This window comes from Streptomyces xiaopingdaonensis (genome assembly GCF_000262345.1).
GTDB lineage: Bacteria > Actinomycetota > Actinomycetes > Streptomycetales > Streptomycetaceae > Streptomyces > Streptomyces xiaopingdaonensis.
Window position 1 is genome coordinate 1 of record NZ_AJTQ01000103.1, and the last position, 18949, is coordinate 18949.

Here is an 18949-nt window from a genome sequence, read left to right on the forward strand (position 1 = left end):
CCTCGCGACCGCCTTCGCCGGGGCGGCCCCGCCCGGGATCGGTCGCAGGCGTGGCGTCCACCCTCCCGTCCGAGCACGCCTCCGCTCCGGACGGAGCAGGGGCGGTCGGCGTCACTCCCGGTCGCGCTCGGGCCCCCAGGCGACCCTGTCCCCGCGGGCCGCCTTGCGCCCCAGCCGGCCGGCCCGCGTCTGCACCGCGAGGCTGTCGAGGATGATGCGGCTGCTCATCAGCGCCGTCTGCTCCGCCCAGTCGTACGGCGGCGAACACTCGACGATCTCCATACCGGCCAACCCCGGTTCGGAGACGAGCCGGACGAGGTCGAGAGCTTCGCGCGGCAGCAGACCGCCGGGTTCGGGCCAGCCGGTGCCGGGCACGAACCCGGCGTCGATCACGTCGATGTCGAACGAGAGGTAGACGGCCTCGGCATCCTTCCAGGCGGTCTCCAACGCGATCTCGGCGATCTTCTCGACACCGACCCGTGCGACGTCACTGACCGTCACGATCGTGGTTCCGCGCTCCCGTCCGACCTCGACCCCCGCTCGCGGCGCCTGCCAGCCGCCGATGCCGATCTGCACGAGGTTCGTCGCCGGCGCGTTCGCGATGTTGTTGGCGTGGAACCAGGGGCAGGTGTTCATCCGCTCGTCGAGGTCGGACTCCTGGGTGTCGACGTGGCGGTCGAAGTGGATGATCCCGATGTTCCCGCCGACGTGCGGTGCCATCCCGCGGATGGTCGGGTAGCCGATGGAATGGTCGCCGCCGATCACCACCGGCATCACGCCGCTGCTCACCACGTGCGCCATCGCCTGGCTGATCTGGTCGAAGGATTTCTCCAGGTTGCCGGGGACGGTGAACACGTCGCCGATGTCGACCATGTTGAGCTGCTCCCGCAGGTCGACGCCGAGCTCGTAGCAGTACGTCCCGAAGAGGTTCGTCGACCTGCGGATGCCCTGGGGGCCGAAGCGCGTGCCGGGGCGGTAGGTGGCGCCGGCGTCGAGCGGCACCCCGAAGATCGCCACCTCCGCGTCCCCCACGTCGTGGACGTCCTCGACGAACGGGCACTTCATGAAGGTGCCCCGCTCACCGGCGAAGTGGGGCAGCTCACCGCGTGCGAACGTCGGGATCGTGCGGTCGCCGATCGTCGGCGCCCCCTGGAGGCCGTGCGCGAGGCACCGCTCGATCTCCTGCCGGTGCCGGTGGACGGGCAGATCCGCCTCGGCGCGCTGCGCCCAGGCGCCCTCCCCTGCGCCTCCGCCCTCGTATCCGGACATGCTCGCCCTCCCGCCTCGCGACGGTGCAACCGCGGGTGCACAAGCCCCGATCCGGGCGCCGGAGCCGTCGTCCGATCGTCACTCACCCGAGCCCCGAACGCACCCCGAGCACGCCGCTCACCTGGGACGTCGGGATTTTGCCTTTCGGCGCCCGGTGTGCCAACTTCGGTGGGAGCCCGACGAGTGGCTACCGGACGAGGGGTGCCGTACCCGGCCTGCGACAAGACGGCGCGTCTGGAGGCACCCGTGTCGTGGCTGATTCTTGCGCTCTCAGGTCTGCTCGAAGCCGTCTGGGCGACCGCCCTCGGCAAATCCGAAGGCTTCAGCAGGCTCGGCCCTTCCCTGGTCTTCGGCTTCGGTCTGCTGGCGAGTATGGGCGGCCTCGCCTACGCCATGCGCGACCTCCCCGTCGGCACCGCCTACGCGGTGTGGGTGGGGATCGGCGCCGTGCTCACCGTCGTGTACGGGATGCTCACCGGCGCCGAGCCGGTGAGCGCCCTGAAGGTGGTCTTCCTCGCTCTGATCATCGGCGGCGTGGTCGGCCTCAAGGCCGCTCACTGACCCGCGGGCCGGCCCGACTGCCGAGAGCCCCGGGCCCGTTGGTCCGGGGCGCGCCGGTTCAGCTCGGCCACGTCGTGCCGGGGCAGCGACCAGCCCGATCCTCGGGCCGACCCGGCCGGGTCCCCACGCATGGCCCCTCCTGCCGCACGGCGGCGGATCTGCGTCGGAGGGGGAGCGTCGCGCGGGTACGCGGCTTACCGTGGAGCGGTCGGCGAAGCTCTCCAGGAGGTCGCATGCGCAGCGCGGAGCAGCCGTCCCGGATACCCGCCGCCGGAGAGCGGCCGGACCCGCTGCTCGGGTGCGCCCCGGAGGAGTTGCGCCGCCGCACCAGCGCCAAGTGGCGTGCGTATCCGCCCGATGTGCTGCCGCTGTGGGTCGCCGAGATGGACGTCCCGCTCGCCCCCGCCGTCGTCGACGCGGTGCAGGAGGCGCTGCGCCTCGGCGACACCGGCTACGCCTTCGGCACCGAGTACGCCGAAGCGCTCGACGCCTTCGCACGCGCCCGCTGGGGCTGGTCCTTCCCCGCCGACCGCACGGCGCTCGTCGCCGACGTGATGCAGGGCATGGTCGAGGTCCTCAAGCTGACCACCTCGCCGGGCGACGCCGTGGTCGTCAACTCGCCCGTCTACACGCCGATCTACCAGTTCTGCGAGCACCTGGGCCGCAAGGTGCTCGAGGCTCCGCTCGACCCCGGCGGACGGATCGACTTCGCCGCCCTCGCCACCGCCTTCGCCGACGCGACCTCGTCGGGCCGCACCGCCGCCTGGGTCCTCTGCAACCCGCACAACCCGACGGGCACCGTCCACACCGGGGAGGAGCTCGCGGGGGCCGCGCAGCTCGCCGAGGCGCACGGGGTACGCGTCGTCGCCGACGAGATCCACGCCCCGCTGGTGCTCGACGGGGCGCACCACACCCCCTACCTCTCCGTCCCCGGCACCGAGCGGGCCTTCTCGCTGCTCTCGGCCTCGAAGGCGTGGAACCTCGCCGGCCTCAAGGCCGCGGTCGCGGTGGGCGGCGACGACGCGGCCGACGAACTGGCGCGCATACCCGAGGAGGTGAGCCACGGACCGAGCCACGTCGGGGTCCTCGCCCACACCGCGGCGCTGCGGTACGCGGGGGAGTGGCTCGACGCGCTCCTCGCCGGCCTCGACCGCAGCCGCCGGCTCCTCGGCGACCTCCTCGCCGCCCACCTGCCCGCCGTCGGCTACCGGCTGCCGGAGGCGACGATCCTCGCCTGGCTCGACTGCCGCGCGCTGGGCCTCGGCGAGGACCCGGCAGCCGCTTTCCTCGACCGCGGACGCGTCGCCCTCACGTCGGGCCCGGCCTTCGGCACCGGAGGCGAAGGCCGGGTGCGGCTCAACTACGCGACGTCGCCCCGGATCCTCGAAGAGGCGGTCGCGCGCATGGCGTCCGTCTTCCGCAGCGCCTGAGACGGCGCGCTCACGCCCCGCCGTGCTTCTTGTGCGCCGCCTGCCTGCTGACGCCGAGCGCCCTGCCGATCTCGTCCCAGGACCAGCCGGCGCGGCGCGCGTTGGCGACCTGCGCGGCCTCCGTCCGCTCGACGAGCTGCCGCAGCGCGGCGAGTCCGCGGAGACCCACCTCGGGGTCGGCGTCCACCGCGGCCCGCGCGCTCTCCACCGTCTGCTCCGCCTCGCTTGCGGCCATGGCCGCAACGTAGGTCGGGCGGACTGCCGCCCGCAACCCGGGTTGACGCCGCGTCCGATGTTCAGGTGAGCACGCCGTGAGCGTCCTCGGGGAACGGCGCGCCCTCCCGGCTCGGTGCGCGGGGAGGCTTCATATTGCGCTCCCATGGAAGCAAGCCGCGCCAGGGGCAACCAGAGAGTCCGGTGCAGGATCAGGACGGCGCGGCGCTCGCTCTCCTCCCTTTCCCCGCGGCGGCCGACCCCCTGCCCGGCGGGCTCGGCCCCTGCCTCGGCGACGACTGCCCCGCCGCGTGGCGGGACCCGGCCGGCGTCCCCGTCGCGCACCGCGACACCAACCTCAACGTCTTCGTCGGCGGGGACTTCGACGTCCGCGAGGCCGCCGCGGAGTCGGAGGGGCGCAACGTCGTCCTCGGCGACTTCGACCTGCGCAAGCGCGCGGGCGTCCCGCAGGTCTACAACATCGGTGCGCCAGGCGGCAGTTCACGTGTGCCGCCGTCCGACGACTCGGACCACCTGCTCGTCGGGGGCGACCTCGCGGTGGCGCAGGGGCAGCGGCTCCTCGTCCACGACGGAGGCGGCGCCGGCGCCACCAGGTACGGCGGCACCCTCTCCGGAACGGTCACGCCTCGGGCGGTGCGTACGCCGGACCCGGCCCGGCAGTACGCGCACCTTCGCGCCCGGCTCACCGCCGCGAGCCGCTGCTACGCGTACGAGGGCGACGAGCGCCGCGCCCCCACGGGCACCTGGCGCACCACGGGCCGCGAGACGGTCCTCACCGGCGACGGCAACGCGGACCTGCAGATCTTCTCCGTCGACGCCGATCTCGCCACCCCCACCGGCAACGGGACCTCCCTGCGCTTCGCCTCCGTACCGGAGGACGCGACCGTCCTCGTCAACCTCTACGGCGACGCCCGCCGCGTCCGGAGCCTCCTGACCTCCGGGGGCCCCGGCCTGCGCGAGCGCCTGCTGTGGAACTTCCCCGACGCGGCGACCGTCGACCTGCACGGCACGGACCCGTTCCAGGGGAGCATCCTCGTCGGCAACCCGCGAAGCCGGACGACTCTCGACCTGCCGGGCACCAACGGCCGCCTCTACACGGCCGGTTCCCTCACCCACACCTCTTCCGGCTCCCCGGCCGGCCGGACAATCGACGCCACCCCGTTCTCCGGCGACCTGCCGGCCTGCCCCGACGCCTCCGGCAGCCCGAGCCCCGGCCAGTCCTCGCCGACGTCCGGCCCCGGTGAGGACGGCAGGACCCAGTCGCCCTCGCCGGAGCCCGCGCCCTCCGCATCGGAGCGCGCGGCACCGCTCGCCACGGGCGGCGAGACGCCCGCCGGCGGCACCGGCCCCGCCCTCTCCGACACCGGGGCCGGCGGGGGCGAGTGGCTCATGGGCGCCACGGCGGTGCTCCTCGCGGCGGGAGTGACCGTTGCCGTCCTCGCCCGCCGAGCCCGGCGGCGGGAATGAGCCCACGTCGCACCGAAGGTCTCTGCCGGTCCTCGGGCAGCGAGACCAAGGTGTCCCGGCGCACGTCGGCCAGGTAGACGGCGATCTCCTCCAGGCCCAGGTCGGCCGCGTACCGGTTGCAGAGCACCGCCGGCTCGTGAGGCGCCACCCGGGTGCATCTCCTCGACGAGGAGAACGAGGGGGCCTTGGCCTTCCCCCGCACGCCTCCGCATGCCTCACCGCCTTTCGTACGCGCCGACCGGCCGGGGCGCAGCGCAGTTCCAAAGGGCGCCCCGGCGCCGAGGTCTGCCTGCGCAGTCGTTCGGGGGCTCTTCCGCTCGCAAGCTGCCGCCGGATGCGCCGCAGCGACAGGGGCGACCTGGCGCGCATCGCCGAGAACGTGGACGCGGAGCCGGCCCGCCGGTCAGGTGGAGCGAGGACAGAGGCGCACCGGGGCTGGCCGCCAGCCCTCCGGCGGCTTCGCCGGGGCGCGGACCGCGAAGGGCAACACTCCGGAGGTGCGGTGCTGGCGATCCGTCGCGGGGCCTCAGCGTCGCCGCCGTCCGGCGGCTCAGGGAGTTGTCGGAACGGGTTCGCCGCAACGTCGGAGAAGACTGAGCGGGTTGCGCCGGTGATGCCGCCATGGCTCCCGACCTCGCCGGTGCCGCGCGGCGTACGGGTGAGTCCCCCCGCAGGAGGGAGAGTTGTCGCGTATACCCGGAGCGGTGGAGTGCGGCGACGACCGAACCCACTTCCCGTCGCGGTCCGACGCCGCGCCTCGTGCCCGGACGCCGGACGACTGTTCACCTGACGGTTCGGGATGTGTCCGGACGAGTCCTGATATGGGCCACACTGCTCCTCGCATGAGTGTGTCGGCGAGGCGATGGCGGGTCGATCTGCTGCAATGGGAACGCCCCCCGATCCGTGCTCGGATCAGGGGGCGCAGAGCCCGGTGGGGCGGGTGGGACTCGAACCCACGGCCGACGGATTATGAGTCCGTTGCTCTAACCGGCTGAGCTACCGCCCCTCAGCGGTGCGGCGCGTACATGTGTGCGCGCCGTCTGCCGCAGCATAGCTCCTCATACGATCTGCCGCCCGGGCCGGGGGAGACGTACGGAGTGAGGGACAGCGTCGGGAGGGTCCGCGGTTCCACGAACCGGGTCGAAGTGCGCGCCGGCCGCGGGTACATGGGAAAGAAGAAGGAGGGCCCCCTGTCAGAGGGCCCTCCGAGTGAAGCTCCCGCGACTGGACTCGAACCAGTAACCTGCCGGTTAACAGCCGGCTGCTCTGCCGATTGAGCTACGCGGGATCGTCTGCACCGCCGCGCCCCCGTTTCCCGAGGGCGCTCCCTTGCGGTGAGCAATACATTAGCGCATGCCAGGGGGTGCTCCGAAATCGGTACCCGCTCGTCCTCCGGCATGCTGTGCTCACGACGGTTCGCGCAGCACGCGTGGAGCGGAGAACTGGAACAACTCGGAGGAAGGGGTGGCCATGCGCTACCGGCTGACGTTCGCCGCCGGACTGGCGGTGGGATACGTACTCGGCTCGAAGGCCGGCCGCGAGCGGTACGAGCAGTTGGCGGCTGCGACCAGGCGGATCGCCGAGAACCCGGCGGTGCGCAACGCGGGCGAGGCTGCCGTGCAGACCGGCCGGGAGGCCGCGGCGAAGGCCGTCGACGCGGTGGGGGAGCGGACCGGGTACCGGCTTCCGCCGTCGGTGAGCGCGCGGATCAGGTACCCGGGAGGCGCCGGCGACACGCTCGACGAGCAGCGCGGGCGCGCCGGTTGAGGCGCGCGGTCAGGAGGGGAGGGCGCGGCGGCCTTTCTTGAGGAGGAGGGGCGCCATCAGGTCGCCCTCCTGTTCCAGACGGTCGGGGAGTTGGGTGGCGAGGAAGACGAGGTCGTCGACGGAGTCGGCGGCGGCGAGCTCGTCCCAGCCGACGGGCGTGGAGACGGTCGGGTGCTCCTTGGCGCGCAGCGTGTAGGGGGCGGCCGTCGTCTTCGCCGCGTTGTTCTGCGACCAGTCGACGAAGACCTTCTTCTTTCTGAGATTCTTCTCCATACGGCTGACGGCGAGGTCGGGGAGTTCCCGCGCCGCCTCGGCGGCGAGTGCCTTGGCGTAGTCCGAGACCCGTTGCGAGGGCATCCGCTTGATCGAGGAGAGCAGATGGAGTCCCTTGGAGCCCGAGGTCTTGGGGTACGCGGCGATTCCGTCGGCCTCCAGCCGCTCCCGCAGCCAGTCGGCGACGGTGCGGCAGTCGAGGATGTCGGCTCCGGGGCCGGGGTCGAGGTCGAAGACGAGGCGGTCGGACTCGCCCTGGTGCGGCACCTGCCACTGCGGGGTGTGGAGTTCCAGGGCCGCGAGGTTGGCCGCCCAGACGAGGCTCGGGCGGTCGGCGAGGAGTACCTGTTCCATCGGCTTCTTGCTCGCCACCGTGATCTCGCGCACCGTCAGCCAGTCCGGGGCGCCCTGGGGGACGTGCTTGGTGAAGAACCGCTCGCCCTCGACGCCGTCGGGGTACCGGAGGAAGGAGAGCGGGCGCTCGTCGATGTGGGCCAGGACGGTGCGGGCGACGGTGGCGTAGTAGTGGATCGCCTCGCCCTTGGTGAAGCCCGTCTCCGGGTAGAGCACCTTGTCCAGGTTGCTGAGCTTGAGTGTGCGGCCGTCGATCTCCGTTTGCGGCATAGGGCCGAGAATCCCACAGAAGGGGCGCTCGGTGCGGAGTTGCGCGCCGGTGCGGCTGGGTTCGCGCTCGATGCGGGGAGGACGTCGTGGGCGAGGGCGACGGTGCGCAGCCGCGATGGTCGACATTCTTGCGTGCGGCCGCGTGGCGGCCGGCCGTGCCCGCGTTCCGGAGCTCAGCGAACCGCTCGCTGCGGGCGCGGAGTTGGGCGGCCGCCTCCCGGCCGCGCCATCGCCGTACGGCCGCACGGAACTCACCCGTCGCCATGGCGACCAGTGCCGCAGCGCCTTCCTGGTACCGGTGATCCGGGGAGGAGCGGCTGCGCCGGTCGTGGTCGATGTCGGCAGCGGGCTCGGCTCGCTCTCGCGCATCACCTCGCGGGGTACGTCGCCGTACGCGTACCGGGGGATCGCCTACCCGCCGGAGGGTGCGGAGATCACCGTCCGTAGTGCGGGCCGGGCGCGCGGCCGGTGGCTGCTTCGACGCGGCCCGTCCCCGGGTGGTCAGGCGCCCGGCGGCGGCCGAATATCGCCGGAGCCTGCGCCGCCCTAGCCTGGAGCGGACGCGGGGAAAGGAGCTCGGCATGAGGGCCACCTGGAAGGGCGCGGTCTCGTTCGGCCTGGTCACGATCCCCGTGCAGCTCTTCGCTGCCACCCGGGAGCACGACGTTCCGCTCCACCAGGTCCACCGCAGGGACGGATCGCGCATTCGGATGCGGCGCTTCTGCGAGGTGGAGGACAAGGAGGTCCCGTACTCCGAGATCGCCCGGGGATACCAGGCGCCGGACGGGACCACCGTCACGCTCTCCGAGGAGGACCTCGCCGAACTCCCCATCCCCAGCAAGAAGACGATCGAGGTGCTCGCCTTCGTCGACGCCTCCGAGATCGATCCGCTGATGTATTCGCGCGCGTACTACGTCGGGGTCACCGACCGTGCGGCGCACAAGCCGTACGTGCTGCTGCGGGAGGCGCTGACGGAGTCGGGCCAGATGGCGGTGACGAAGATCGCCCTGCGTTCCCGGGAGTCGCTCGCCGTGCTCCGCGTCCACGGGGAGACCCTCGTGCTCCAGACCTGCCTGTGGCCCGACGAGGTGCGGGACGCCGGCGAGGTGGCGCCGAAGGAGGACGTGACGGTGCGTCCGCAGGAGCTGAAGATGGCGCGGTCGCTGATGGAGACGCTCTCGGAGGGGTTCCAACTCTCGGCGCTGCAGGACGAGTACACGGCGGCGCTCCTGGCGGTCGTCGAGGCGCGGCTGGAGGGCGTCGAGCCGCCGCACGAGCGGGGGCCGCGGGAGCGGGGCGGCAACGTCATCGATCTGATGTCGGCGCTGGAGAACAGCGTCAAGGCGGCGAAGGGCGGTGGCTCCTCCTCCGGGGGTGCGGCGAAGAAGGCGGCCCGGAAGAAGGGCGCCGCGAAGAAGGCTGCGGCGAAGAAGACGGCGGAGAAGGCGGGCGGGAAGTCCGCGCAGAAGAAGGCGGCCGCGAAGAAGACCGCTGCGAAGAAGACCGCCTCGCGTCCGCGCAAGTCCGCCTAGTCTCACGGGAGTTCGGGGCCGAGGGCGTTGCCGCCCGGTGCCTGCCGCAGTAGGGTCTGATCGGTATATCGATCGGTTTTCGGGTCCTCGAACAAGCGGGGCGCAGAGGGGGTGGCGGGCATGGGGCGGCTGGTGCCCGCGGTCACGAGGGCACTCGACATCCTGGAACTCTTCCTCGAAGGGGACGGCACCCTCAGTGCCCCCGAGATCACCCGCCGGCTCCGACTGCCGCGCACCACCGTCCACGAGCTCGTCACCACGCTCGCCGCCCGCAACTTCCTCGTGCCGCTCCCCGAGCAGCCGACCCGTTACCGCCTCGGGGTCCGCGCCTACCAGTTGGGCAGCAGGTACGCCGAGCAGATGGACCTCGCCTCCGAGGGGCAGTCCGTGGCCCGGGCCGTCGCGGAGGAGTGCGAGGAGACGGTGCACGTCGCCGTCCTCGAAGAGCTCGACGTCATCTACATCGCCAAGGCCGACAGCACCCGTACGGTCCGCATGGTCTCGGCGGCGGGACGCAGGCTGCCGGCGCACTGCACGGCGGTCGGCAAGATGCTCCTCGCCTCGCTCCCGCCGGACGAGCTGGAGGCAAGGCTCGCCGAAGCCGGACCGCTGCGCGCGATGACGCCGTACTCGCTCGCCGAACCCGAGGCGCTGCGCGGAGCGTTGCTCGAGGCGGCGGAGCGGGGCGTGGCGGTGGAATGGCAGGAGTCCAACCGGGACGTAGGGTGCGTGGCGGCGCCGGTGCGGGACGCGGCGGGACGGGTCGTCGCCGCGCTGAGCGTCTCGGTGCCGGTCGTGCGGTTCGCGCGGGAGCGCCGGGTGGAGCTGGAGGCACTGGTGCGGCGGGGCGCGGGCGAACTCTCCGAACGGCTCGGTCACACACGGCGCGAGAGGCGGATGTGAGGACGATGGCAGCGAGAGCGGCAGCACCCGAGGTAGCGGTCCACGCGGCCGCGAGGCTCGGCGAGGGGCCCACCTGGGACGCGGCGAGGTCCCGGCTCGTGTGGGTCGACATCCTCTCCTCGCGCGTCCACACCTGGGCACCGGGGAGCGGGGTGCGCAGCGTCCTCGACGTGGGGCAGCACGTGGGGGCGGCGAAGCCGCGGGCCGGCGGCGGGCTCGTCGTCAACCTGCGGGACGGCGTGGGGTGTTACGACGAGGACGGAGCCTTCTCCTGGCTCAGCCGGGAGCCCGTCCCGGGCCGCCGGGCAAACGACGCGGCCGTCGCTCCCGACGGTGCGCTGTGGGCGGGCACCATGCGCTACGACGAGGCCACGGGCGGCGGCACGCTCAGCCGCCACACCGGCGACGGCGGCGTGCAGGTGCTCCTGCCCCGGGTCACCGTCAGCAACGGACTCGGCTGGAGCCCCGACGGCACCCTCCTCTACTACGTCGACACCCCCACGCGCCGGATCGACGTCTACCGCCCCGAGGCCGACGCCTCCGGCGTCCGGCTCGGCGAGCGGCGCACGCTCGTGGAGATCGAGGAGGGCGCTGGCTACCCGGACGGCCTCGCCGTCGACGCGGTGGGCTGCGTCTGGGTGGCGCTCTGGGACGGTGCCGCCGTCCGCCGCTACACGCCCCGCGGCGAACTCGACGGCGCCTGGACGATCCCCGCGGCGCGTCCGACGGCGTGCGCCTTCGGCGGCACCGACCTGCGCGACCTCTACGTCACCACGGCGCGCGGCGGCGATCACCCGGCGGTCAGGCCGCTCGCCGGGTCGTTGCTGGTGCTGCCCGGGGTGGGGGAGGGGCTGGCGGGGGTGCCGTTCGCGGGGTGAATTCCCTGTGCGCGGTGCGGGTTGGTTGCTCAGTCGACCGCTTCGGCGCCGAGTATGCGGCGCAGCAGGTCGCGCAGGTGGGTGCGCTCCCCGGGGGCGAGTTCCGCGAGGGGCTCGCGGGCGAACTCCAGGCCGCCGCGGAGGCTCTGCGCCGTCGCCTCGCCTCCCTCGGTGGCGTAGGCGACCTTGACCCGGCGGTCGCCGGGGTCCGCGCGGCGCTCGACGAGGCCGCGGCTCTCCAGCCGGTCGACTATGCCCGTGACGTTCGACGGCTCGCACTTGAGGTGTTCGGCGATCCGCCGCATCGGCATCGGTCCGCGTGCGAGCAGCGCCAGCAGCCGCGCCTGCGCGCCGGTCAATGCGTGCTCGGCGGCGGCCCGTTCGTACTCCTCGTGGTAGCGCGCGACGACGGCACCGACGAGCTCGACGACCTCGAGGCTCAGCTCGTCGAGGGGCGCGGGCCGCGACGCCGGTGCGGGACGGGGGACTGCCATGCCGTACAGGGTAGCCAGCAGCGCGGGTTGTTTGACAACGTGAAATTCTTCCACGCATTGTTGCTTCACGTTCTGAAGTAACCGTTCGCGGAGGTGTTCCCCCATGGCGTCGTCCGAGACGATCCCGGCGACAGGTCGCAACTGGCAGTTGACCGCGCGGCCGAAGGGCTGGCCGGAACCGGACGACTTCGCGCTGCGTGAGGAGTCCGTCGCCGAGCCCGAGGACGGGCAGATCCTCGTGCGGAACCTCGCGTTCTCCGTCGATCCGTACATGCGCGGGCGGATGGACGACGTGAAGTCCTACGCCGCGCCCTTCCAGCTCGACCGGCCCATGGACGGCGGTGCCGTCGGAGAGGTTCTCGCCTCCCGTGCGGAGGGGTACGCACCCGGCGACCACGTGGTGCACGGTCTCGGCTGGCGCGAGTACGCCACCCTGCCCGCCGAGCACGCGGGGAAGATCTCGGCGGAGGCGGCGCCGCTCACCGCCTACCTCGGTGTGCTGGGGATGCCCGGACTCACCGCGTACGCAGGACTGTTGGAGGTCGCCTCGTTCCAGCCGGGCGACGCGGTCTTCGTCTCGGGGGCCGCGGGCGCGGTCGGCAGCATCGTGGGGCAGATCGCCAGGATCAAGGGCGCCTCGCGGGTGATCGGCAGTGCGGGGAGCGACGAGAAGGTCGCCAAGCTCACCGGGCGGTACGGCTTCACCGAGGCGTTCAACTACAAGTCGGCGCCGGTCACCGAGCAGTTGAAGGCGGCGGCGCCCGACGGGATCGACGTCTACTTCGACAACGTGGGCGGCGACCACCTGGAGGCGGCGCTGCGCTCCTTCAACGTCCACGGGCGTGCGGCGATCTGCGGCATGATCTCGCAGTACAACGCGACCGAGGCGCAGCCGGCGCCGCGCAACCTCGCCCAGCTGATCAAGAAGCGCATCCGCCTCCAGGGCATGCTCGTCCAGGACCACCAGGCGCTCAGGCCCCAGTTCCTCGAGGAGGTGCCGGCCTGGATTCGGTCCGGCGAACTCGTCTACGACGAGACCTTCGTGGACGGCATCGAGAACGGCGTCGACGCCTTCCTCGGCATGCTGCGCGGCGAGAACACCGGGAAGATGGTCGTCCGCCTCGCGCACTGAGCCGGGCACGTCGGATGCGGGGCCCCGGCTCGGTGGGGCCCCGCAGGGCTCAGCCTTCCGGCACCGGGAAGCGGGACAGCTCGCCGGGGAGACGGGAACCGAGCGGCGACATCCCGTCCGCCGCGCCGAGCCGCTCCAGGAGGTCCAGCGCGAGACGGCCGCGGCGTACGCGCTCGCGGGCCGTGGCGAGGGTGGTCTCGCGCAGGTGGGCGCCGTAGGGGTAGATGCCGGGGGCCTTGCTGAGGCCGAACTTGAGGTAGAGCGGTGCTGCGCGGCGGATCAGCTCGGCGGCTTCGTACATGCGGACGTAGCCGCCGAGGTCGTCGGGGGCCTCCAGGTAGAGGTCGAGCGGGGCGGGGCTCGACCGGCGTATCTCGGTGAGGTGCTGGAGCGTCAGGTCGGAGGGGACGTTGAGCGAGTCGGCGCCGAGGCGCTCGTAGACCGCGTAGGACGCCGGGTTGACGGGGCCGATGAGCGCGGAGACCTTCAGCGTCGTCTCCGCGGGCAACCGCCCTGCCGCGCGCAGCCGGTGGAGCAGCCAGAGCACCCCTTCGTCGGCGACGAGCAGGCACCGTACGCCGAGTTCGGCGGCGCGCAGCGCGTCCTCGACGCAGCCGGCGACCGCGTCCTGGCCGCGGGCGCGCAGGCCGGCCCCGCCGGAGTCGGTGCGGGTGGACGCACCGGTGTCCCAGGTGCCGCGCGGCCCCGTGAAGAGGCAGAGCTCGACGCGGCGTTCGGCGCAGACCGCGACCATCTCGGAGATCTCCGCGTCGGTGAGCATCCACACGCCGCTGCCCTGGCTGATGCGGTGCAGCGGCACGTCGAGGCGCTCCGCCTCGCGCACCACCGTCTCCAGCGCCTCGGGTCCCTCGACGGACGGCACCTCGGTGCGCCAGCGCCCCCCGTCGGGGAAGGCGTGCCGCGAGGCGTCCTCGGGCGACGGGGCGGGGACGGGGACGCCGAGCGAGGCGAGCGCGGCACCCGCGGGGGTGCGCGGGGATGCGGCGGGCGCGGAAGCGGTACCCGGTGAAGTACGCACGGTGCTCCAGGTGTTCGGGCGGAAGGGACGGTGCCGGGGAGGGTCCTGGTCAGTCGGGTCTGAGCAGCACCTTGCCCGTGCCGCCCTCCCCGACGAGCGCCATCGCCGCGGGGAACTCGGCGAGCGGCAGTTCGTGCGTGATCAGGGAGGCGACCGCCGCCGGCGGCAGCACTCCGGTGGAGAAGGCGCGTACGGCGTGGCTCCACGCCGCCGAGGAGGCGCCGAAGACCGAGCGGACGGTGAGTTGGCTCACCGAGAGGTGGACGGGGTCGATGCCTTCGGCGCCGTCGGCGAACATCCCCGTGAGGACGACGCGGCCGCCGCGCCGTGCGAGCAGGCATGCGTCCCTCGCGGTGTCGCGCGCCCCCGCCGCCTCCACGACCAGGTCCCAGTCGGGTTCGTCGGTGGGGGAGTCGGCGCTCTCGGCGGTGGCGCCCATGGAGAGCGCACGCTCCCTCGCTGCGGGGCGCGGATCGACGGCGAGGAGTTCGGCGGGGGAGGAGGCGGCGAGGAGTCGTACGGCCAACTGCCCCAGCGTGCCCGCGCCGAGCACCGCTACCCGCTCTCCCGGCCGTGGTGCGCCCGCGAGGACGGCCGCGGCGGCGACGGCTGCCGGTTCGAGGAGCGCGGCCGCGCGCAGGTCGGCGTCGTCGGGGAGGAGGTGGAGCAGGTCGGCGGGGACGACGAGGGTGTCGGCGAAGCCGCCGGGGCTGGTGAACCCCGTCTCGTCGTAGCCGCCCGTGCACAGGCTGGTGGCGCCCTCGCGGCACCGGGTGCACCTGCGGCAGGCGCGGAACCCCTCGGCGACGGTACGGCGTCGGAGCAGCGCAGGGTCGACGCCCTCGCCGACTGCCTCGACCGTCCCCGCCCACTCGTGCCCCGGGACCACCGGATAGCGGACGTACCCCTCGGCGCGGGTGCCCTGCCAGACCTCGCGGTCGCTCGCGCACACCCCCGCGGCGTGCACCGCAATGCGCACCTCGCCGGGACCGGGTGGCGGCGGTGGGCCGCTGACGACGCGGTGGGTGCCTGGCGCGTCGACGACGACGGCGCGTACCTGACGGGTGGTGCTCCGGCTCAAGGTGTCTCCTTCCGCGGGCGGTGGGGCGCGGCTCAGCTCTTCGGCGCGCGGCGCTCCCAGCCCTCGGCCCAGAGGTCGAAGTGTGCGCGCTGCTGCGGGAGTTCGGCCGCCGCCTCGGTGTCGAGCTCGACGCCGAGGCCGGGGGACCCGGACAGCGCGAAGTACCCGTCGACGACCTCGGGTGCGCCCTTGACGATGTGTTTTATCTCGGCGTCCGCGAAGTCGTTGAAGTGCTCCAGCACCTTGAAGTTGGGGGTGGAGAAGCCGAGTTGGAGGGAGGCGGCGGTGAGCACGGAGCCGCCGACGTTGTGCGGTGCGAGGAGCATGTGGTGCGTGTCGGCGGTGGCGGCGAGTTGGCGCGTCTCCAGGATGCCGCCGAGGTGGCCGACGTCGGGTTGGACGATGTCGGCGGCCTGGGACTCGAAGAGCTCGCGGAACTCGATCCGGTCGTGTATCCGCTCGCCGGTGGCGATCGGCTGGTCCACCTTCTCGGCGACCTTGGCGAGTGCCTTGAGGTTCTCCGGCGGCACCGGCTCCTCCAGCCAGGCCGGCCGGAACGGCGCCAGCTCGCGGGCGAGGCGAACGGCGGTCGCGGGGCTGAACCTCCCGTGCATCTCCAGCATCAGCTCGGTGTCCGGGCCGATCGCGTCGCGGACGGCCTCGATGAGCGAGACGGCGTACCGCGTGGCCTCGGTGTCCAGCTCCAGCCTGCCGTTTCCGAACGGGTCGATCTTCAGGGCGCGGTAGCCGGCCTCGACGACGCCGCGTGCGGCCTCGTGGTACGCCTCGGGGGTGCGCTCGGTGGTGTACCAGCCGTTGGCGTACGCCTTGACGCGCTCGCGCACCCGTCCGCCGAGCAACTGCCAGACGGGGACGCCGAGCGCCTTGCCCTTGATGTCCCAACACGCCATCTCCACACAGGCGATGCCGGACATCACGATCTCCCCGGCCCGTCCGAAGTCCCCGTACTTCATCCGCTGCACGAGGTCGGCGACGGCGAACGGGTCGGAGCCGACGACGTGGTTGGCCTCGGCCTCCTTCAGGTAGCCGACGAGCGCGTCGGTGTGCCCGAGCATGCGCGTCTCGCCGACGCCGGTGAGGCCCTCGTCGGTGTGGACGACGACGTAGGTCAGGTTGCGCCACGGGGTGCCGACGACGTGGGTGCTGAGGCCGGTGATGCGCACGGTGTTGCCCCTTCGGTCAGTGCCTGGCGGTGCCTTGGGCCTCCGGGCGCCAGGCGGTGCCTGCCGTCCGGCGGGGAGCCGGCGTGGCTCTCGTACGGAGTGTTCGGTATATCGATCGCCGTTCGAAATACGGAAGTGAATCTAAGGACGCCCGGCACCGGCGTCAATGGGTCGGTCGCGGGGAACACGCGCCAGGGCGTCGACGAACTCCCTTGTCAGCGGAGGTAGTTCGCTGATCGGCCGCGGTACGGGATGTCACTCCGTCCGGTGAAGGGGCGCGTGCGAAGGTGACGCGGTCAGTCGGACCCGGCGTCTTCCTCCGCCGTGATCTGCCGGTACGCGAGGTCGGCGAGGCGCTGCTGCCCCTGGCGGCTGGGGTGGAACCAGTCCCAACTGCTGAGTTCGCCGGCGCTGAAGCGGAAGTCGAAGACGGCGCCCTCGTCGTACCTGCACCGCGCGTCGGCGGCGCAGACCTCCCGGAGCGCGCCGTTGTACGCCACGACCCGCTCGCGCACCTCCTGGCGGCGCTTGTCGTCGACGGGACGGTCGGACTGCGGGTCCTTGAGCATCGACTGGCAGATACCGAGCCCCCACACCCGCACGCTCGTCGGGTTGTCCCGCCCCTGCTCCCACAGCCGCAGGAGGTCGGGCACGCTCGCGACGTACACCTGCGCCTTCGGCCGGTCGGCGCGGAGCGTGCGGAGCGCCTCCCGGAAGGACTCGCGGAATTCGGCGACCGGCGTCATCTGCGCCGTCGTCTGCCGGCAGGCGTCGTTGGCGCCGGTCATCACGGTGACGAGGTCGGGGTCGTGCGTGGCGGCCCTGCGCATCTGCTGCGGCAGGTCGGCCATCCGCGAGCCGCTCACCGCGTGGTTGGAGCTGTGCGCCTTCGGCCTCTCCAGGAGGCGGGAGGCGAGGCTGCCGACGGAGCGGTCGGTGCCGGTCGCCCAGGAGGCCGAAGGGCAGTCGGCCAGGAGCGAACAGGCGTCGAACCCGCGGGTGATGGAGTCCCCGACGGCGGCGAGCGACTCGGGCGCGCGGTTCCATTCCGATTCGGACGTGGGCGACGGCGAGGCGGAGGGGCGTGCGGAGGCGTCTGTGCGCGGGGTCTTCGCGCCGCTGCCACCGGAGCCCGAGCCCCCGTGGACCGCGGCGAGCGCGAGCCCTGCGGCGAGCGCCGCCGCGAACGCGCCGACGGCGACGCCGCGGGCCCCAACTCCCCGCCGCCGCCCACCTGGTGGGCGCTGTGCGTCCCCGTCGTCGTGCGTCATCTGGCTCCCGTCCCGGCGCTGTGCTCTGTCGGCCGCGCGGAGGCGGCCGGGTGTCCGAGGTGTGGCGCTCCGGTGCACAACCGACCGTACGTCACCGCACGGTGGCTGCGGCGAGGTAACTTTGCCCAGGTGGAGGCGGGTGTCGCAGCGTCCGCCCCGGAGGCCCGCCGTACGTGGCCTCAGATGCTGTCCTATTCGAGGAGAATCGACCGCCGTAGTGTTTACTGTTCGTGGCCGCGGGAGCTGGGTGAGGTGACCGTCGGTACACAATGTCAGGCGCCGTACCCGCGCTTGACCGGGTTGGTAGGCGAGGCGCCGGGGACGGCGATCCTCGGACCGCACTGGAGGTCCCGGTGACGACGACACGTGGAGTTCTGTACGTGCATTCCGCGCCACGCGCGCTCTGCCCGCACGTCGAGTGGGCGGTGGCCGGAGTCCTCGGTGCCCGCGTCGGCCTCGACTGGATCAGACAGCCCGCCTCACCCGGCACTTGGCGCTCCGAACTCTCCTGGCAGGGAGACCCGGGGACGGCGTCCAAGCTCGCCTCGGCGCTCCGCGGCTGGCACCTCCTCCGCTTCGAGGTCACGGCCGAGCCCTGCCGCTCCGCCGAGGGCGAGCGGTACAGCTCCACCCCGGAGCTCGGCATCTACCACGCCGTCACCGGCATGCACGGCGACATCCTCATCCCCGAGGACCGCCTGCGCGCCGCGGTCGCGCGCTCCGCGCGCGGCGAGAGCGAGCTGCACAAGGAGATCGATCGTCTCCTCGGCAAGCCCTGGGACGACGAGCTCGAACCGTTCCGGCATGCGGGCGAGGGCGCTCCCGTGAGGTGGCTGCACCAGGTGGTCTGAGCGGCGCGGCGGCCGGGTGTCCGCGGGTCGTCGCACGCCCGCGTACGCGGTCCGGGACTAGGGTTTCGGCCATGTCTGAGACCACATCGGCAGCCGTACTCGGAACCGGCACCATGGGCGCCGCCATGGCCCGCAACCTCCTCGCCGCCGGGCTGCACGTCCGCGTCTGGAACCGCACTCCGGCGAAGGCCGAGGCCCTCGCGGGGGAGGGCGCCGTCTTCTGCTCGGAGCCGGCCGACGCGGTGCGCGGCGCCGGCACCGTGCTGACGTCGCTCTTCGACTCCGCCTCCGTGCTCCGCACGATGCACGAGGCGCTCGAGGGACTGAGCGAAGGCACCGCCTGGCTCCAGACGAGCACCGTCGGCCCGGAGGGCACGGCTCCGCTGGCCGCGTTCGCGCGGGAGCACGGCCTGGAGTTCCTCGACAGCCCGGTGCTCGGGACCAAGGCTCCGGCCGAGGCGGGCCGACTCACCGTCCTCGCCTCGGGTTCGACGGCGGCGCGCGACATGGCCGGGCCCGTCCTCGACGCCATCGGCAGCAGGACGGTCTGGCTCGACACCGAGCCGGGGAGTGCGAGCCGGCTCAAGCTCGTCCTCAACAACTGGGTGCTGACGCTCATCAACGGGACGGCCGAGACGCTCGCCCTCGCCGAGGGGCTGGGCGTCGACCCCTCCGCCTTCCTCGACGCGGTGCAGGGCGGCCCGCTCGACTCCCCCTACCTCCGCACCAAGGCGGCGAACATCATCAACGCCGACTACACGGCGAGCTTCCCCCTCTCGGGCGCGCGCAAGGACGCGACGCTCATCGCACAGGAGGCGGAGCGTGCCGGCGTCCGCCTCGACCTCGCGCCCGCGGGGGCCGAACGGCTGCGTCGCGCGGAGGAGTCGGGGCACGGCGCGGAGGACGCGGCCGCGTCCTTCCTCGCCGGCTTCGAGGAGCGGCGCCGGAGCTGACGGCAC

At 72.9% G+C, this 18949-nt stretch carries 19 protein-coding genes, 2 tRNA genes and 1 riboswitch; of the genes, 11 read left to right on the plus strand and 10 right to left on the minus strand.

Annotation, left to right across the window (positions count from 1 at the left end):
- Positions 1-111: 111 nt before the first annotated feature.
- Positions 112-1269, minus strand: coding sequence for an agmatinase family protein (locus UWG_RS0107670; protein WP_016906618.1), 1158 nt, complete (start codon positions 1267-1269; stop codon positions 112-114).
- 169 nt (positions 1270-1438) lie between these two features.
- Positions 1439-1504: riboswitch (guanidine-III (ykkC-III) riboswitch) on the plus strand.
- Between the two features lie 11 nt (positions 1505-1515).
- Here UWG_RS0107670 and UWG_RS0107675 point away from each other — a divergent pair.
- Both UWG_RS0107675 and UWG_RS0107680 read left to right on the plus strand, forming a co-directional pair.
- Positions 1516-1830: a DMT family transporter gene (locus UWG_RS0107675; RefSeq protein ID WP_033196022.1), complete on the plus strand. Its 315-nt coding sequence runs from the start codon at positions 1516-1518 to the stop codon at positions 1828-1830.
- Between the two features lie 233 nt (positions 1831-2063).
- Positions 2064-3260 carry a MalY/PatB family protein gene (locus tag UWG_RS0107680; protein WP_016906620.1) on the plus strand — a complete coding sequence of 399 codons (1197 nt, stop codon included), beginning with the start codon at positions 2064-2066 and terminating at the stop codon, positions 3258-3260.
- A gap of 10 nt (positions 3261-3270) precedes the next feature.
- Here the strand turns inward: UWG_RS0107680 and UWG_RS0107685 are convergent, their stop codons facing one another.
- On the minus strand, positions 3271-3495 hold the full coding sequence (locus tag UWG_RS0107685; protein ID WP_016906621.1) for a hypothetical protein: 225 nt from the start codon (positions 3493-3495) through the stop codon (positions 3271-3273).
- A 182-nt stretch (positions 3496-3677) separates the two neighbouring features.
- Here UWG_RS0107685 and UWG_RS0107690 point away from each other — a divergent pair, with 182 nt between their 5' ends.
- Complete coding sequence (locus UWG_RS0107690; protein WP_016906622.1) at positions 3678-4961, plus strand: choice-of-anchor A family protein; 1284 nt, start codon at positions 3678-3680, stop codon at positions 4959-4961.
- Positions 4962-5893: 932 nt separating this feature from the next.
- Here the strand turns inward: UWG_RS0107690 and UWG_RS0107695 are convergent.
- Together UWG_RS0107695 and UWG_RS0107700 are read right to left on the minus strand one after the other, a co-directional pair.
- A tRNA-Ile gene (locus tag UWG_RS0107695) sits at positions 5894-5967 on the minus strand.
- Positions 5968-6176: 209 nt separating this feature from the next.
- Positions 6177-6249: transfer RNA gene (locus UWG_RS0107700), tRNA-Asn, on the minus strand.
- A 182-nt stretch (positions 6250-6431) separates the two neighbouring features.
- Here UWG_RS0107700 and UWG_RS0107705 point away from each other — a divergent pair.
- Positions 6432-6728 carry a hypothetical protein gene (locus tag UWG_RS0107705; protein WP_016906623.1) on the plus strand — a complete coding sequence of 99 codons (297 nt, stop codon included), beginning with the start codon at positions 6432-6434 and terminating at the stop codon, positions 6726-6728.
- 9 nt (positions 6729-6737) lie between these two features.
- Here the strand turns inward: UWG_RS0107705 and ligD are convergent, their stop codons facing one another.
- Positions 6738-7625, minus strand: coding sequence for a non-homologous end-joining DNA ligase (gene ligD / locus UWG_RS0107710; RefSeq protein ID WP_016906624.1), 888 nt, complete (start codon positions 7623-7625; stop codon positions 6738-6740).
- 115 nt (positions 7626-7740) lie between these two features.
- Between ligD and UWG_RS33000 the strand changes: the two genes are divergently transcribed.
- The 4 genes from UWG_RS33000 (at position 7741) to UWG_RS0107725 (ending at position 10938) form a co-directional block, all read left to right on the plus strand.
- Positions 7741-8175: a hypothetical protein gene (locus UWG_RS33000; RefSeq protein WP_157838541.1), complete on the plus strand. Its 435-nt coding sequence runs from the start codon at positions 7741-7743 to the stop codon at positions 8173-8175.
- A gap of 31 nt (positions 8176-8206) precedes the next feature.
- Complete coding sequence (gene ku, locus UWG_RS0107715) at positions 8207-9157, plus strand: non-homologous end joining protein Ku (RefSeq protein WP_016906625.1); 951 nt, start codon at positions 8207-8209, stop codon at positions 9155-9157.
- A gap of 120 nt (positions 9158-9277) precedes the next feature.
- On the plus strand, positions 9278-10060 hold the full coding sequence (locus UWG_RS0107720; RefSeq protein WP_016906626.1) for an IclR family transcriptional regulator: 783 nt from the start codon (positions 9278-9280) through the stop codon (positions 10058-10060).
- Positions 10061-10065: 5 nt separating this feature from the next.
- A complete protein-coding gene (locus UWG_RS0107725) occupies positions 10066-10938 on the plus strand; it encodes an SMP-30/gluconolactonase/LRE family protein (RefSeq protein WP_016906627.1) in 873 nt (290 codons plus the stop codon).
- 29 nt (positions 10939-10967) lie between these two features.
- Here the strand turns inward: UWG_RS0107725 and UWG_RS0107730 are convergent, their stop codons facing one another.
- On the minus strand, positions 10968-11432 hold the full coding sequence (locus tag UWG_RS0107730) for a MarR family winged helix-turn-helix transcriptional regulator (protein ID WP_016906628.1): 465 nt from the start codon (positions 11430-11432) through the stop codon (positions 10968-10970).
- A gap of 103 nt (positions 11433-11535) precedes the next feature.
- Here UWG_RS0107730 and UWG_RS0107735 point away from each other — a divergent pair, with 103 nt between their 5' ends.
- The gene (locus UWG_RS0107735; protein ID WP_016906629.1) at positions 11536-12564 is read left to right on the plus strand and encodes an NADP-dependent oxidoreductase; all 1029 of its coding nucleotides are present in this window, start codon (positions 11536-11538) and stop codon (positions 12562-12564) included.
- 49 nt (positions 12565-12613) lie between these two features.
- Here UWG_RS0107735 and UWG_RS0107740 read toward each other — a convergent pair whose 3' ends face one another.
- The 4 genes from UWG_RS0107740 to UWG_RS0107755 all read right to left on the minus strand — a co-directional run bounded on the left by UWG_RS0107740 (position 12614) and on the right by UWG_RS0107755 (position 17139).
- Complete coding sequence (locus tag UWG_RS0107740) at positions 12614-13603, minus strand: hypothetical protein (RefSeq protein ID WP_016906630.1); 990 nt, start codon at positions 13601-13603, stop codon at positions 12614-12616.
- Between the two features lie 49 nt (positions 13604-13652).
- Positions 13653-14684 (minus strand): zinc-dependent alcohol dehydrogenase, encoded by a 1032-nt coding sequence (locus UWG_RS0107745; RefSeq protein WP_016906631.1) that lies wholly within the window; start codon positions 14682-14684, stop codon positions 13653-13655.
- Positions 14685-14716: 32 nt separating this feature from the next.
- Positions 14717-15868 carry a mandelate racemase/muconate lactonizing enzyme family protein gene (locus UWG_RS0107750; protein ID WP_016906632.1) on the minus strand — a complete coding sequence of 384 codons (1152 nt, stop codon included), beginning with the start codon at positions 15866-15868 and terminating at the stop codon, positions 14717-14719.
- Between the two features lie 296 nt (positions 15869-16164).
- Positions 16165-17139 (minus strand): SGNH/GDSL hydrolase family protein, encoded by a 975-nt coding sequence (locus UWG_RS0107755; RefSeq protein ID WP_016906633.1) that lies wholly within the window; start codon positions 17137-17139, stop codon positions 16165-16167.
- Between the two features lie 353 nt (positions 17140-17492).
- On the opposite strand from UWG_RS0107755, the gene UWG_RS0107760 reads away from it, so the two are divergent.
- Complete coding sequence (locus UWG_RS0107760) at positions 17493-17990, plus strand: DUF3145 domain-containing protein (protein ID WP_237720023.1); 498 nt, start codon at positions 17493-17495, stop codon at positions 17988-17990.
- 71 nt (positions 17991-18061) lie between these two features.
- Positions 18062-18943 (plus strand): NAD(P)-dependent oxidoreductase, encoded by an 882-nt coding sequence (locus UWG_RS0107765; RefSeq protein WP_029391260.1) that lies wholly within the window; start codon positions 18062-18064, stop codon positions 18941-18943.
- Positions 18944-18949 lie beyond the last annotated feature (6 nt).

Excerpts from the sequence above, each read along its gene's own strand:
- UWG_RS0107670 (WP_016906618.1), bottom strand. The coding sequence starts at position 1,269 with ATGTCCGGATACGAGGGCGGAGGCGCAGGGGAGGGCGCCTGGGCGCAG.
- UWG_RS0107680 (WP_016906620.1), top strand. The coding sequence starts at position 2,064 with ATGCGCAGCGCGGAGCAGCCGTCCCGGATACCCGCCGCCGGAGAGCGG.
- UWG_RS0107685 (WP_016906621.1), bottom strand. The coding sequence starts at position 3,495 with ATGGCCGCAAGCGAGGCGGAGCAGACGGTGGAGAGCGCGCGGGCCGCG.
- UWG_RS0107705 (WP_016906623.1), top strand. The coding sequence starts at position 6,432 with ATGCGCTACCGGCTGACGTTCGCCGCCGGACTGGCGGTGGGATACGTA.
- ligD (WP_016906624.1), bottom strand. The coding sequence starts at position 7,625 with ATGCCGCAAACGGAGATCGACGGCCGCACACTCAAGCTCAGCAACCTG.
- UWG_RS33000 (WP_157838541.1), top strand. The coding sequence starts at position 7,741 with ATGGTCGACATTCTTGCGTGCGGCCGCGTGGCGGCCGGCCGTGCCCGC.
- ku (WP_016906625.1), top strand. The coding sequence starts at position 8,207 with ATGAGGGCCACCTGGAAGGGCGCGGTCTCGTTCGGCCTGGTCACGATC.
- UWG_RS0107720 (WP_016906626.1), top strand. The coding sequence starts at position 9,278 with ATGGGGCGGCTGGTGCCCGCGGTCACGAGGGCACTCGACATCCTGGAA.
- UWG_RS0107725 (WP_016906627.1), top strand. The coding sequence starts at position 10,066 with ATGGCAGCGAGAGCGGCAGCACCCGAGGTAGCGGTCCACGCGGCCGCG.
- UWG_RS0107730 (WP_016906628.1), bottom strand. The coding sequence starts at position 11,432 with ATGGCAGTCCCCCGTCCCGCACCGGCGTCGCGGCCCGCGCCCCTCGAC.
- UWG_RS0107735 (WP_016906629.1), top strand. The coding sequence starts at position 11,536 with ATGGCGTCGTCCGAGACGATCCCGGCGACAGGTCGCAACTGGCAGTTG.
- UWG_RS0107755 (WP_016906633.1), bottom strand. The coding sequence starts at position 17,139 with ATGACGCACGACGACGGGGACGCACAGCGCCCACCAGGTGGGCGGCGG.
- UWG_RS0107765 (WP_029391260.1), top strand. The coding sequence starts at position 18,062 with ATGTCTGAGACCACATCGGCAGCCGTACTCGGAACCGGCACCATGGGC.